The sequence below is a fragment of the Providencia sp. PROV201 genome (genome assembly GCF_028479545.1).
Lineage (GTDB): Bacteria > Pseudomonadota > Gammaproteobacteria > Enterobacterales > Enterobacteriaceae > Providencia > Providencia huaxiensis.
Window position 1 is genome coordinate 173,340 of the sequence record NZ_JAMPNW010000003.1, and the last position, 14,534, is coordinate 187,873.

General features: G+C 37.7%; 16 protein-coding genes and 1 pseudogene. 3 read left to right on the forward strand and 14 right to left on the reverse strand.

Going from position 1 to position 14,534, the window contains the following annotated elements:
• Window positions 1-215: 215 nt before the first annotated feature.
• From PR809_RS04090 to PR809_RS04125, 8 genes and pseudogenes are all read right to left on the reverse strand, one after another.
• On the reverse strand, window positions 216-824 hold the full coding sequence (locus PR809_RS04090; protein ID WP_206276027.1) for a sulfite oxidase heme-binding subunit YedZ: 609 nt from the start codon (window positions 822-824) through the stop codon (window positions 216-218).
• Window positions 824-1,834 (reverse strand): protein-methionine-sulfoxide reductase catalytic subunit MsrP, encoded by a 1,011-nt coding sequence (gene msrP / locus PR809_RS04095; RefSeq protein ID WP_195697835.1) that lies wholly within the window; start codon window positions 1,832-1,834, stop codon window positions 824-826. Before msrP ends, PR809_RS04090 begins: the two co-directional genes overlap by 1 nt.
• Before the next feature lie 85 nt (window positions 1,835-1,919).
• Entirely contained in the window at window positions 1,920-3,284 is a 1,365-nt protein-coding gene (locus tag PR809_RS04100; RefSeq protein WP_206276028.1) for a heavy metal sensor histidine kinase, read from the reverse strand.
• On the reverse strand, window positions 3,281-3,952 hold the full coding sequence (locus tag PR809_RS04105; RefSeq protein ID WP_102138149.1) for a heavy metal response regulator transcription factor: 672 nt from the start codon (window positions 3,950-3,952) through the stop codon (window positions 3,281-3,283). Before PR809_RS04105 ends, PR809_RS04100 begins: the two co-directional genes overlap by 4 nt.
• Window positions 3,953-4,200: 248 nt before the next feature.
• Window positions 4,201-4,728 (reverse strand): annotated as a pseudogene (locus PR809_RS04110) (tyrosine-type recombinase/integrase); the annotation flags it as partial.
• 251 nt (window positions 4,729-4,979) lie between these two features.
• A complete protein-coding gene (locus PR809_RS04115) occupies window positions 4,980-5,642 on the reverse strand; it encodes a hypothetical protein (RefSeq protein ID WP_036894099.1) in 663 nt (220 codons plus the stop codon).
• Window positions 5,643-5,672: 30 nt separating this feature from the next.
• On the reverse strand, window positions 5,673-5,936 hold the full coding sequence (locus PR809_RS04120; protein WP_036894097.1) for a DUF1883 domain-containing protein: 264 nt from the start codon (window positions 5,934-5,936) through the stop codon (window positions 5,673-5,675).
• A gap of 145 nt (window positions 5,937-6,081) precedes the next feature.
• Window positions 6,082-6,252, reverse strand: coding sequence for a hypothetical protein (locus tag PR809_RS04125; protein WP_165119770.1), 171 nt, complete (start codon window positions 6,250-6,252; stop codon window positions 6,082-6,084).
• A gap of 265 nt (window positions 6,253-6,517) precedes the next feature.
• Between PR809_RS04125 and PR809_RS04130 the strand changes: the two genes are divergently transcribed.
• Window positions 6,518-7,408: a WYL domain-containing protein gene (locus tag PR809_RS04130; protein ID WP_137019297.1), complete on the forward strand. Its 891-nt coding sequence runs from the start codon at window positions 6,518-6,520 to the stop codon at window positions 7,406-7,408.
• Window positions 7,409-7,463: 55 nt separating this feature from the next.
• Here PR809_RS04130 and PR809_RS04135 read toward each other — a convergent pair whose 3' ends face one another.
• The 6 genes from PR809_RS04135 to PR809_RS04160 all read right to left on the reverse strand — a co-directional run bounded on the left by PR809_RS04135 (window position 7,464) and on the right by PR809_RS04160 (window position 12,226).
• The gene (locus PR809_RS04135; protein ID WP_137019299.1) at window positions 7,464-8,291 is read right to left on the reverse strand and encodes a DUF932 domain-containing protein; all 828 of its coding nucleotides are present in this window, start codon (window positions 8,289-8,291) and stop codon (window positions 7,464-7,466) included.
• A gap of 60 nt (window positions 8,292-8,351) precedes the next feature.
• On the reverse strand, window positions 8,352-8,798 hold the full coding sequence (locus PR809_RS04140) for an antirestriction protein (RefSeq protein WP_243154725.1): 447 nt from the start codon (window positions 8,796-8,798) through the stop codon (window positions 8,352-8,354).
• A gap of 169 nt (window positions 8,799-8,967) precedes the next feature.
• Window positions 8,968-9,309 carry a hypothetical protein gene (locus tag PR809_RS04145; protein ID WP_137019301.1) on the reverse strand — a complete coding sequence of 114 codons (342 nt, stop codon included), beginning with the start codon at window positions 9,307-9,309 and terminating at the stop codon, window positions 8,968-8,970.
• A gap of 158 nt (window positions 9,310-9,467) precedes the next feature.
• Window positions 9,468-9,932 (reverse strand): hypothetical protein, encoded by a 465-nt coding sequence (locus PR809_RS04150; protein ID WP_137019303.1) that lies wholly within the window; start codon window positions 9,930-9,932, stop codon window positions 9,468-9,470.
• A gap of 303 nt (window positions 9,933-10,235) precedes the next feature.
• Entirely contained in the window at window positions 10,236-11,123 is an 888-nt protein-coding gene (locus tag PR809_RS04155; protein WP_137019305.1) for a GTPase family protein, read from the reverse strand.
• A 131-nt stretch (window positions 11,124-11,254) separates the two neighbouring features.
• Window positions 11,255-12,226 carry a hypothetical protein gene (locus tag PR809_RS04160; protein WP_137019307.1) on the reverse strand — a complete coding sequence of 324 codons (972 nt, stop codon included), beginning with the start codon at window positions 12,224-12,226 and terminating at the stop codon, window positions 11,255-11,257.
• Window positions 12,227-12,899: 673 nt separating this feature from the next.
• Here PR809_RS04160 and PR809_RS04165 point away from each other — a divergent pair.
• Entirely contained in the window at window positions 12,900-13,475 is a 576-nt protein-coding gene (locus PR809_RS04165; RefSeq protein ID WP_137019309.1) for an inovirus-type Gp2 protein, read from the forward strand.
• A 187-nt stretch (window positions 13,476-13,662) separates the two neighbouring features.
• A complete protein-coding gene (locus tag PR809_RS04170) occupies window positions 13,663-13,899 on the forward strand; it encodes a helix-turn-helix transcriptional regulator (RefSeq protein ID WP_137019311.1) in 237 nt (78 codons plus the stop codon).
• Window positions 13,900-14,534: the final 635 nt, after the last annotated feature.

Consider the following 14,534-nt stretch of genomic DNA (forward strand, 5'->3'; position numbering starts at 1 on the left):
GAGTCACACTAAGTTTGGGTTCAATTCAAATAGTAACGATATAACCGTTACCACAAGAAGGGGATGAGCAAGACGACAAGCACTTATCATAAAACGATGTACAGATTTGCTTTACACAATATTGAGATACATACCAAATACCTAATACTGAGAAACTTCAGTACTGGCATTTGATAGTATCAGGAAAGAATACGATTAAAGCGCGTCACCCTTTATTAAGGTTTTATTCGTTGTGTTTGCTGGCTCCGCATGCGATAAGCAAACGCACTCCCCACAACGGCTAAATAGATAAATGGTTCAGGCGTTAAGGTTTTTAGTGACAAAGTATAGTGGCAAAGCGCCAATATGAGCGTAGGGTAAAGCAGCATATGAATTCTGTTCCACCATACGCCCAAATAAAGGCGTATACGGTTGAATGAACTAACTGCCATTAACAATAAACACAACCAAGCTATCGCTCCAATTGCTAAATAGAGCCGCGAAAAAATCTCTTCGAAAAATAACGCCAAATTATTTACGCCAATTTCCAGTAATAGATAGCTACTTAAATGCAGCGCAGCCCAGAAAAAACACCATACCCCCAGTAATTTTCGCATCTGAAACAATACGGTAAATCGCAATAATTTTGCAACCAGTGGGATCAATACAATAATGACGAGCAAACGCAAAGCAGCTATTCCTGTAAAATGTTGGATATCTTTAGCTGGGTCGGCTCCAAGCCGTTGGGTCTCGACTAAAAAAATTAGCCATACTAGAGGGAGCAAAGCAATAAGGTGAAAACTCCCTTTGGTTAATCCAACGATGAACTTATTGTCTTGGGGCATCAATAATATCTCCGCAAATCCATTCCTTGATACAAACTTGCCACTTGCTCGCCATATCCATTAAACAACAATGTTGGCTGTCGGGTCACTTGGCCTAAGCCTCCAGCACCAATAAAACGCTCAGTGGCTTGTGACCAACGAGGATGGTTTACACCTGGATTCACATTGGCAAAAAAGCCATATTCGCTCGGCGCTGATAGGTTCCATGTCGTGTCAGGCATTTGCTCAGTAAGGCGAATTTTGACGATAGATTTAATCCCTTTAAAGCCATATTTCCATGGTACGACCAACCGGATCGGTGCTCCGTTTTGGTTGGGTAATGTCTTTCCATAAACGCCAGTCGCCAGCAAAGTCAGTGGATTCATGGCTTCGTCTAAGCGTAGCCCTTCAACATAGGGGTACGATAAACCACCACCAATATAACGACTTTTTTGTCCTGGCATTTGTTCTGGAGCGTAGCGTGTTTCAAAAGCCACATATTTGGCTTTGCTAGTGGGTTCGACTAAAGCCAATAGTTTCGCTAAAGGGAAACCAACCCATGGAATAACCATCGACCAAGCCTCAACACAGCGCATGCGATAGATGCGCTCCTCTAAGGGAAACTTAGTGTTTATATCATCCAAATTAAGCGTAAGAGGACGATTCACTTCGCCGTCTATTGTCACCGTCCACTCATCCGTGACTAAAGTATGAGCATTCTCAGCAGGATCGGATTTACCGAGCCCAAACTCATAAAAATTATTATAACCAATCACTTTATCTTCTGGTGTGAGGGTTAAAGATGGCTGAAACTCTTCAGGTTGAATAAATGTCAGAGATTTTCTTGGCGTCATCGGAGTTGTTGGCGTATCGTCGTTAAACCAAGAAAACAGCCCGGCATTAGCTGTCGCCGCAACGGTTAAACCTGCAGCTCCAATGCCTAAAGCCTTAAGTAACTGACGGCGTTTCATAAAAAAGAGGGTTTCATCCGTGATTTGAGATGTGGGAATTTTAGGTAACTTTTTCATCATGCGCTCCATAGCAAAAAGGATATGAAATTAGTTATACCGAAAGCGCAGTAAAAGTGGCTGACAGTAAGATGACAAATTTGTCATCTTACTTAATTGTAGGAAATTTCAGGGTAATGGTACTGGTTCCTGCATGGTGCTCAAAACTCACTGACCCGCCATGTAATTCGACTATCGCTTTCACAATCGCTAACCCAAGTCCTGTTCCCTCTGTAGTTCGAGCATTATCACCACGCCAAAAACGCGTGAAAATTTCATCACTATTTTGTAGAGGTTCTCCTTGGTTAGTCATTTTAATTTCTCTCTGTTGCGGCAGCGCTATAATTTGGGTAACGACACAGGTGCCCGGGTGAGAATATTTAATCGCATTGGAGACAATATTCACTAAAACTCGGCTGAGTAATACAGGGTCAGCATCAAGAGTCAGGGATGAGGGCTCGCTATGCAGCTCAATCTGTTTTTCTTCTGCATAGGCAGAAAAGAGCTCATAGACATCGTTAACTAACGTATATAAAGAAAGGTTTTCTCGATTTAAGGTAATATTTTTATTTTCAGCACGGGCAATAAACAAAGTACTTTGTATCATTTGTGACAGTTTATCGAGCTCCTCAATATTACTGACTATCATCCCTTCATATTCGCTAACACTGCGCGAACGCTGAAGTGTTATTTCATTTTGTACCCGGATCGCATTAATTGGGGTTCTCAGCTCATGCGCCAAGTCATCGGCAAACTGAGTAAGTTTGACAAAATCATGCTTTAACCGCTGGCGCATCGTATTCATTGATTCGCCCAACTCTTTCAACTCCTGTGGTAACTGGTCAATATCAATTGGATCATTTAATGCGTGAACGTCTGTTTTGACCGTTATCTGGCTCAATGCTTGAATGTCGGATAATCCTTTTTTCAACAGCCATAAGCTGAGTAGCCCCATCAGCAAAATTGAGAAAATAGAAATCACTACGCTTTGGATGAGATATTGAGTCAACACGCCACTACGGTCGACAGAAACTTTACCAAGAACGACATGGAGCGGCCCTATTGGGGAATTCATCGAGAAATAAACCGCAGAAATAGGGATACCTTGAGCAGTTTGCCAATGGTTAATGGCATTGATATTTAGCTGCTCAAGGTTGACTAACTGAAGAGGTTGGGAGCCCAATAACTCTTGTTTGGTAGTAACCAGTATTTTCCCTGCTGCATCAGAAATTTGGATCAAGTCTTGACGCATGTCCATCATGCTTTGGAAATACATGGGAAGTGTTTTGATATCAATACCACCAGCGATGAGCTTAGCAAGTTGCTCCGCACGGTTAACCAGTAAATTATTATCTTGTTCAGATAGCTCATTTTTGAGTGAATGATACAAAACCCATGTCACCACCCCAGCATTAGTAACCATAAGAACGATAAACAGAGAAATAAGTTTGAAGCGAAGTGACTTCTTTTTCATTCTATAGGCCTATTTAAACGGTATCCCATCCCTCGAATGGTTTCGATGAGTTTAACGTCAAACTCATCATCGATTTTTTTTCTCAACCGACGGATAGCCACATCAATAATATTCGTGTCACTTTCAAAATCAATGCCCCAAACTTCGCTAGCAATTAAAGTTCTAGGTAAAATTTCATCGCAATGTAGAACGAAGAATAGCAATAAGGAAAACTCTTGCCGCGTTAAGGTGATTTTCTTTCCCGCACGCTCAACATCATGGCGAGTTAAATCGATTTTTAAATCCGCAATAGTCATGGTGGTTGAGGCTGGTTGGTTAACTTTTAATTGGTTTTTAACCCTAGCTAATAATTCAGAAAACGAAAACGGCTTAACCAGATAGTCATTGGCACCAAGCTCTAAACCTTTAATTCTGTCATCAACGGCATCCCGCGCAGTGAGGCAAATTACCGGTATGTTTTTAGCTGTACGTAAGATTTTTAAAATTTCCCAGCCATTCATACCAGGCAGCATGATATCGAGGATCACCAACTGATAACTGTTTTCTAAGGCAAAATAGAGACCATCGCGGCCATCATTAGTCACATCAACGAGAAAACCCGCTTCTTCTAACCCATTTTTGACCCACACTTGGGTTTTTAGGTGATCTTCAATTAATAGTATTCTCATGGAAACCTAACAGTGACTTTATTTGACTTAATTTCATTTCATCTTAAAGAAATTTTTCCTTTAAAGAAACGGGTAGGAATTAAACTCAACAGGAAATATCTCGACTTTTAGTCGCTTGTTATTTGTCGCAATATCTCGAACGTAGTTCTTGCTTAATTTATATGTGCTTTATACAGGGTCTAAGGGCAAGTGAATGCAACGGGCTTATATGAAGCATTCTGTTCACAAAAGGAACCTCTATTTAAACCGATTTCATCCCAACGAGCAAAACACAGTTCACTGGAGCGAATGAAGGCTAACAAGGTAAGTTTGACTGCAAGTTTAGTTAAAGGTCTTCCCTTATAATCATCAATGCGTTGTAAGAACTCAGGTAGGCGTTTAAGCTCTAATGCGGCTCTATGGACTCGTTTACCTGTTGCCACTGCGCCAACCATATCTTGCGCGGGGTTATAGTCGATTAAACCACTTTGTACGGCATAGCGCATAATGGCTGTCACACGTTGTTGTAGACGTGCAGCCACGTCAAGACGTCCAGACATCTCTACGGCTTTAATCGGTTCGAGGAGGTCGCGGGTTTTCAGTTCGGCAATATTACGTTTACCAATAGCAGCAAAGATATTGTCCTCAAGGCTTTTGAGCACTCTATGGCTATGGCCTTCTGACCACTTCTTTGCATTTTCTCTGGGATCAATACCATTTGCTATTAACTTTCTACCCGCATCTCTTTTCTTTCTGTCTTCTGCACATAAAATATCAAGGTAAACACCAATAATTAAACCAACAGTAGGTACTTGATGTAGGTTGACCTTAGTATACTTGGGAAGACTGAAAAGTGGTAAAAAGCCTTGTAAAACTGGGATTCTAGATACAAAAAAAGACGTCGATTGACGTCTCTTGATGTTCTTATGGTGCGAAGGCCGGACTCGCTTTTAATAGCCAACACATTGTTTTTAAGCAATATAATTTTATGTGAAAATTATTGTATACTTAAATATATACTCACAGAGTATACTCATAAAAAAGCTATTTAATAGTCACTGACTTTATCTAAGCCCTTAATCCCATCAATTATATCATTAATTAATGACTCATTTGCTAATAGGTGTTTACTTCCAAACTTAACATATAGTTCATCGAATAATGATTTGAATTCATTAAGAATACATTTCGGTAATTTACTTTTCATACTTTTCATGTTTATTAGTCTAAGTATTGATTCAGAATTTATTGATAAAAGCTTTAAATATCCTGCTATTAGTTTTTTTGAAAAAACAGGAGTTTGATCTTGTGCAGATACCGAAATTATAAAAGTACGAAGGCTCCATACTAGTTTTTTGTTTGCTTCATTAAAAACAGTCAGCTCTTCATATAGATTAAGTATTTTAAAGGCAAGCATCAGGGAAGTATCCATTTCTTCCCTGTAGCTATCTTTATACTTAAACCTTGAGTATATCTTATTAAGGGTTTCTTCACCAAATATTGGTATTGACTCCTTTACCAAGTGTAAAGCAAACAAATCCCCTGAAAGCATTTTTTCATTTAGTACTTTTTCTGGGTATAAGAACAAGCTGACATTAGCATGATTAACTGATTTTATGATACTGCCCTCATAAATTCCTATCATGTCTATATCTGAATCAAACTCTCTCTCATTCCTAGCTGTACTACCAAATATCGCTAATGCTTTCATGCTTTCTTAAGAAATTTCTAGTTTTTTACTTTAATACACTCTAACGCTTGATCTCACAGACCCTGAGCGTCCCCCTAAATCAATAGCCAAATGCCAACTACCACTAAATGGAACATCTAGCCTTGTTAATGATGAAGTAACATACCCCCCATAATAACGATGTTGACGGCCAGACTTATAGCTATGGAAATTATTAGCATCCATTAATTTAACATTAGCCGCATTACCTGAAAGACTAATTTCGACAACTTGCCCTGCATTTAAAGATCTTAAATTATAATATTGATATTGCATTATATGCTCTTTTTTAAAAGGGCTGTTGACTTGCCTCTATAAAATTGAGATCATAGGCAACAGCCTATTAAGGTTACGCACTTAAACGGTCAAGAAAAAGTGCTAAAAACAAATAAAGCGGATCATTGCTACTAACAATTCCGCTCTATTTTTCCTTTCTGACACCTTTGAATGGTGTACCATCTGATTTTACATCCATAAAACGACCTGTGTTTGCATCCCGTTTAACCCATGTACCTGTCACAGGGTTCAATACCTGAGAACGTTCACGAACCATTCCAATACGACGATTATCATTTGGTGGATTTGTAGCCATTATAGACTCCTCTTGTAATCCTACTAGAAGAAAACCATTTCCTTCTTTTCAATTTAAATCTAACCTGTCAATCTTAAGATGTCAACAATATTAGAAAATAAAAAAATCAATTAACCTACCGCACAACATCCGGAATGATTATCAAAATGATAGCAATATTGAGTTTTAATGGTTGCTTTATAGGGGTTAAGGTTAAAATGATAAATGTTCTTTTAAAAAATTTATGCTAAAATTAGGTATGTTTTTATACCTATAAGGTTATCCCATGTCACTAAACTCATTTATTGATATTTTAAAAAATGACCAAGCCTTAGCTATTAGATTAGCATTTATAGATTTCAAAATTTTTTATACTGGTGCATTGTCAAGAACAGATATTACAAGTGAATTTGATATCTCTGAAATAACTGCAACTAGAATAATATCTAAATATAAAGAATTAAGAGAGAAAAATCTCTATTATGATAATAAAAGCAAAAAGTTTGAATTAAATGAATTAGAGTATCAATCTCTTGTTGATTTTAGCTCTGAAGATGCACTAAAGATGCTATCAGAAGGTTTTGATAAAAATAAGTTCGTTAGAAGTCGAAATATTATACGATATGAAAATATAGACTTCATTCAGTCTCCTTTAGAAAAAAACAAGGTAGCCATAATAACAAGAGCTATATTTAATAAAAATAAAATTAAAATTAAATATAACTCAACAACTAGTAATAATAAAGAAAATCGAATTTTATCACCTCTAGTCATTTTATTTGATGGTAGAAATTGGATATTCAGGGCTTACCATGAGGATTCTGACACGGAAATAAAATATAAAAACTTTAATTTTTCTCGTATAATCGAGGCAGAAAAAACCAATGAATCAATAGATTATAATCAAACCTTAGATTATGATGATTTGTGGAACATGAATCTCCCTATTGAGTTAGAAATTAACCCTAACCTTAAAAAACAAAAAAAAGATGAAATAAAAAGAGATTTCGGTATTAATAGTTTAGATAATAAAGTACTAATGACTTCGAGAGCAGCATTTGTCTGGATAATATTAAATCAATGGTTGGTTTGTTATGAAAAGGATATAGAGTCTGACAATCATTATAATTTCATTTTAAAAAACACAGACATGTTAAAGTCTTACAAAGCTATCTAATATAATAAAAAACAGAGGAATATATTTAGGTATATTCCTCGATAAAATATTATATTTAATTAATTGAAAAACACTCATACATCTTTTCAGTCATTATCCACAATGCCTTATTCAATTTAATACCCCCATCAATACCATTCACCGAACGAGTACGAGCGCGTTTACCTTTTGCATTTCTACCTGATAATCCTCCCTTGATTAAATTCTCCTGTAAACGTTGGTATACCGTCCAAAGGTCATCTTTCTTATCTTCCCAGCGACGAGGCTGTAATACTTGTTCCTCGGTAATGGGTTGATATTCTTCACCAAAGCGATACGTCAAAGCTGCTTGTGCCAAGGCTTGCTGTGCTGGTGGAGATAACATGAGAGATTGCATTTGTTCACGCTTTTCAGCCACTGAATCAAAGGTTTCCAATACTTCATAAGCCCCTTCAATCACCTTGCCTACCACATCGCCTTTATGTGGTACACGCACTTCACCAAAGGTATCACCGCAAACTAAACCATTTTGACACACCGCTCTAAATAATCCCGGCAACATTTGATAGCTGCTTGAGCCATCATGGCTGTTAAGTAAGATAATTTCAGGCACTTGGATTCCTGTGATTTGATCATGTCGCCTGAGCCGTAGCATGTGCTTAGTATGCTCTCGACGACTGGTATCACGTACCCGCGTCTGACAAGCAAAGAACGGATAAAAACCTTCTTTTTGAAGGCTATCGAGTAAGGTAATGGTTGGGATGTAAGTATATCGGTCACTTCTGGATTCGTGTTTTTCTTCTGAGAAAACACTCGGTACAGTACGAAATAATTCTTCTGTAGTTAACGGGCGGTCGCGACGAATGCTATTCGCCGCACCAAAGCGGGAAGCTAAACGAGTCATAATGAATTTCCTTGAATATAAATAAGATAGGTAAAACTGAAAGAATGAATTAAGAGAGAGTTAATCGATAAGATGGAAAATAGCTGAGCTTTCAGTGTGTTGAATAGCGTAGTCACGAAGTTGGTAGAAACGCTCAACTAGCAGCTCACTTTCCGTTCTAAACGACCACTGGCTATACAGCATCAAGCAAACAGCCACTCCAGCTGCCTCAGGGCTTAGAATCTCTTCATTGCCATTGTGCATATTGAACAGTGTGAGTTTTTCAGAGCCCAAATCAGGATAAATAAATGCGCCACCGTTGGGTAAAGTGCAGTACTCCCAATAGCCGCCCGTATATTCATCACAGAACTGGCCCATGATAGTGAAAATCACTACTTCAAACGTGGCGAAGCCTTTCACTGTACCAAAGTGGCTTTGCCAGAAATTTGGTCTAGCTGAAAGCGGCACGACATTAGCGAGAATAAATGAGTTTGGTTCTAGCGCAGAAGCAGAATAAGAGGAAGACATATGATTTCTCCTGTTAATAAATTAATAACGGGTAATAAAAATGATGAGTGAACAGGACTACAAACCACCTGTTTGACTACCGATACCTAAGAAGTGTCATGACGACAGTAAACAAAAAGGCCTGCTGATAAGCAGCAGGCCTTTAGTGGTAAGAATTGACATGATCACATTAGGGATTGAAATCAAATGTCCAAACGCCTTGGTTGGTATCCACGGCGACTTCGATGACATTGCACGGTATTCCCGGGCTTTTACCCGTAAATAGACGTGTGTAGGTATTACCAAAATTCAGCCTAATGGGCTTCCAAGGACGGTATTCCGCATCCTTACAATTGCCGCGATTAACTAAGATTTTTTTGATGACCACGCTATCAACGTTTGAGGTGATATAGATTTTACTGTATGAACGCCCGGCATTACTGGGCCCTTCACTGAGTCGAATAGGAGCTTTTTCTGCATAGGCGAAACACGTCATCAGCCCCAGCGAAAGTGCAAAAATGAGTTTTTTCATAATGAGTATCCTTATGATGGAATGAGCATAAAAATCACGGATATGTCGGACTTGATCTCGAATAAGGGGGCATCCCCCACTCGATTAATGCTGTCACGGTTTTTACTATCCCGTGGCTTCAGTGAGTTAGGTCTCTTATCGTTGAGTCCAAAGGGCACTTAGAGGATAAATTGAGTCCAGCAACCGTTATTCCCGATTTCAGGGATAACGCTTGCTGCCCCCTTTAAGGTAAAGGTCACGGGCTGGCCGCCGTCAGCAGAGACGGTGACCTGTTTTTCATGACGTAAATTATCCCACGCGACTTCGACGTGACTTGAGCCGACTCGGCTTGAACTGTCACTGATTTGATATATCTCCTTTCCGTCAAATTTCATTTCCAAATACTGCCCGGAATCCATGCTAGTCTGATGACCATTCATATCGGTAAAAATAATCCTAATAGGCTTATCGCCTTTATCTTCACAAGACAGATAAAGCTGAGACTGGCCCTGCCCCAGAATGACAAACTCGGTCACGCCTTGTGTTTTGTTACTCATCCAAGTGTGTTGGTTACCAAAAGCGTGAGTAAATGTCGGTGTTAAAGCCGAAATAAAAAATGCAGAAATAATGAGTTTTGTTTTCATGATATTTTCCAATTAGCTATTTTTCCTATTCAGATATAGGACCGTAAGAACTCATTAATGCGAACAAAGAGTGAGCTCTAAATAAGAGACTGATGGTTTTCCATTCTTAATAACGTGACAAACCCTGCGACTTATCGCATTGATTTTTATAATTAAATTTAATTCATTGATACCTCTGAGAGATTGTATAGCCATCATTTCCGTATGGATAATGAAAAAAACCGATCGGTTCGATCGACAAATTCGATCATGACAACGTAAAATCATTTATCTATAGGTTAGTATTTCAGGGATGCAATTGAATTAATTGAAGAAAAATGACCAAACAGAGCGCGCTGCTTGAGCGATATGATGCGTTGTTGATTTGAGAGCATGTCGAGCGACTTGGGGAAGTGGAGCGAAATCAATCACGCGCTCAATGATATCTACGACCGTATCACCGAAAGAGCTACGTGCATGATTGATAACCGTTGTGGTCTGATAGGCATTTTGTAGATGTGGGATTAAGGGACTACGTGCCTGCTTTGGGAGACGAGTAATAATCGCCTCCACCAATTGGGGGAGATGATATCGGCCTTTAACAGATATCGGAATGATGGAATCTGCAGAGATATGCATTTGTTTGGCGATAGCATGTCGTTTCAATGTGATATGAGCTTGCTGCTGTTTTGAAGGTTGTGCGGATGCCCAGTGCCACTGCTCTACAGGCTCTATCTTATCAACTTGATTCAAAATCCAAGTAATAGCCGGTAGCTGTCCGTTATACTCCGTGAATACTGTTTGATAAAACTGTTCTTCAATAGAAAATGCGCGATCATCGGCTTTCAAAACCCAAAACACCATATCGAGTTTAGGTATCCACTTACGATAGAGTTCACGATATTCCTCATCACGCGCTTGGCTTTCTCCGACACCGGGTAAATCAACTAGCGTTAGTGTGTGCCGTCCAAAGCGTAACTTGACCTGTTGGGGCTGCCGAGTACAAGCGACAACAGCATTGACAACACAAACTTGACTGCGAAATAAGGCATTACACAGACTGGATTTCCCGACACCAGTCTTGCCCATGATACCAATCACAGGCTGATAGGTAACAAGCTGATTGAGCTCTTTTAATAAGGTTTGACGCAGTGAACGAGGGTAGCGTCGGAGATGACGACGAATAAGGGCATTGCCCGATAATTTTTTCATATTAACCTCAAAATAAATCAGCCACCCAAATGGGTGGCTGATGGTTTATTGAGATATCAAGGATGAGATATCACTAAAATGATATATATCTGAAAAAATTTTAAACTTGCTATTGAATATATCTAGAAAGACTATTCTTTTTTATCATACATATATTCTATCAACGCATTGACGACATCCTTTTTAGACATTACGTTAAATCGTTTTTTAAGTTCATCCAGCTTAGGAATATTTTCTTTTTTGATATCAAAATGCACATCAACATAGCCTTCTTTATTTTTTCTATTTTTCCAAGAAGAGAGTGCACTCGCCATTTTCATTTTTAAGTTTTCAGCAGCAAAAACACCTATATCTGATGATAAGTATAGGTAGTCAAAAAAAGCGATTAAAACTGCTTTTTTATTAACATTATATTTTTCACCTAGGCGAAATATAAATTCTGCGCTCTCATTACTCACAGCAACAACTAACGTATTCATACCTAAGCGTTGCAAGTAGTTATAACAATAATTTATTTCACCTACATCATTCATACCCATAAGCCAGCTGAAAACTGAATTTTCGTCTAAGCCCATGCACCTTTCATAATATTTTTTTAATTTTTTTTCATTCTCATGCCTTCCACTTCGCTGACTTCTTGGCTCAGTGAATTTATCAAACCAAGCAATGATAGAGTAATAAATAGAGCCAGATTGAAGATTAAGTTTGTTATTTTCTTCTATACCGATTAAATCATCAGGTCTAGTATCCTTAATTAATAAGGTTAATAATACTAAAAAACATGCTCGCTCATCACTTTTCAACCATTCAAATTCACTTTCTCGAATGCCGTGATTATGATAATTATTTAACATTCTATCAATGAATTTATTTATATCACCATCATGATATGTAAATTTATTTATCGAGTTTTCTATTTGTTTTTTTATATTACTAATATCATTGTAATTCAAATCTGAAATATAAGCTCGCCAATTTCTATAACTCTGTAAGCGATGAATATAATAAATTAATTCCCTTTTATTACTATTCAATAAGACATCATACTCAGAACGTGTCTTCTTACTGAATTCCGTTGAGTAATCATTATAATTAAAAGCCATCTCTCCTCCAGTAAATCACGCCGTGATAATGACAAGATGCTACCATTAAAACCTCATGATTTATACTTGTTTTTCACATCAAATTTCCATGATTTATTCATGACTAATTTTGATAAAAACAAGATAAATTCCAGGTACTCAATCACAAAAGATGCTTTTTATGGAAGAAAACAATTCTAATGTAGTACCTACTTGTCATCAAGGAGCGCTTAGTCAAAGTCTGAACATTCAAAGCACTCAAATCCTAGACAAGTTAACCCATGCTTTCCCTCTCCATTTTTTAGTTAAAATATTTCATTAAGGTTAATTAGTATTATTTAATAAAGAAGGTTATTTAATATTATAAAGATCATAATTGATTAATCCACTCCCCAAAATAGTATTGAGTTCAATCTGGCTATTCATTCTCAGTCATTACTATGAATAACTGTAGTTAGATTCATGAAAGGTGAGTCGAGTATCCACTCTTCCATATCAATGGGATTAAAATAAGCCAGAAGAAATATTTGAATCAGTACCTACTGATTTTTAAGTTTTCACTGATTAAATGAAATTTCTTAGCAATTCATGATTGATGATAATTTCCCGCGTAGAACCATAATGATTTATTTCATTCAAAATTTAAAACATACCGTTATCCCATGAGAAACATTAATCACTGAGGATAACCATTATGAAAAGCACAATTAATTTTAATCACAAACCAGACTATTTATTACAACATGATTTATTTAATCATCAAGATGACCTATTTGAATATTATTCAAAACTCCTTATGTTGCGTATCGACTTTGCTTATCGTAAAAACAGTGAATCATTTAAATATGCCGATATTCATCAAATCACTTCGGATATGACATTGTTAATTGAACAAGTAAAAGATATTTCTAGCATTGTAGGTTTTGCATGGGTATTAGAATATGGAGAGCAACATCGTTTGCATATTCACGCAGCATTTTACATTAATGGTCAACGTCATCAGAAGGTATGGCGTTTCTGGGAAGATATTCGCGATATATGGGAAGAAGTTACTGAAGGTGAAGGTTATGCACACCACTGTGAACCAAAACCATATTATCCAGTTCCTGGTGAGCGTGTTATTGAATATTCCGACGAGGATGGACGTAGTGGTATGAAATATATATTAAGTTATTTAGGCAAAGATAGTCAGCGTACAGAACGCCGTATTTATCAGATCAGTGATATTCCGACCGCAAGACAAATTGGACGAAAACGAAATAAAAAATAGGCAAGTGAAAAATGACATCATAATGTATTACCCCCTGACTCAGGGGGTAATTTTCATATATGGGCAAAAGTAAATCTTTCACGCTAAATCAAAAATAACGCCAGCCAGTTATTGTTTGAAGGATTCCCGTCACACCTATTATCCCTTTTCGAATCCTTCTCCTTTTCAATTATCGGAGAAACAAACAATGACTATTCAAACAACTGACATCCCACTACTGAACGACCAATTCATTGACATGAAATTTATCACTAAACTAACGGGGTTAACGGATAAGTGGTTTTATAAGCTGATCCAAGATGGTGAGTTTCCTAAGCCTATCAAACTAGGCCGTAGCTCACGTTGGTTACGGAGTGAAATTGAGCAATGGTTACAGAATCGTATTGCTGAATCTAGAGGCCCCAACCCCTACCTTGCATCTTAAGACACTAGCGCTACTAACAGTAAACTATCCACCTCCTCCAGTTAATGTCCACCATGACTCATCCACAATCCCTATACCATCCCTGATGCGATTCAGTGCGTTTTAGGTGCCGTATGCACTAAACGTACTGCCTGCACTACCCGAGGGCATTCTAATTTATAAGGTGGGTCTGCCACACTGTACAAAACACAGACAGAGTCATGGTTTACCCATTTAGAGCCTCAAACAGCAGAACACTGTCCACTGCTCATCAGCAAGCTCAAGAGCTTACGAGGCAAGGAACGGCTGAATACACACATTCAGTCAGTTTCACCAATTTTAAAGGTCATGGACTGGTTTTGTGTGCAATGTCGTGACTACTTTACAAATAACAGTCTCAACCACGCTATAACTCAACACGAATCATTGTTCTTTTGCTAATTTTCTCATATCCTCTAATTATTAAGCTCAGCAATAAGAGTCGTTATAATTAATACGCTAAAATAAACAATTTACTTTTTGTTTTAATTAATAATTTTATTTATGTCTTACAGAAAAAACATCTTATAGACGTACTAACCAGAACAAGTTGACAGGTTTTTAAACTAAAAGCTTATGATGCTTCAAATATGACAACCTTAATGTATGAATTCATA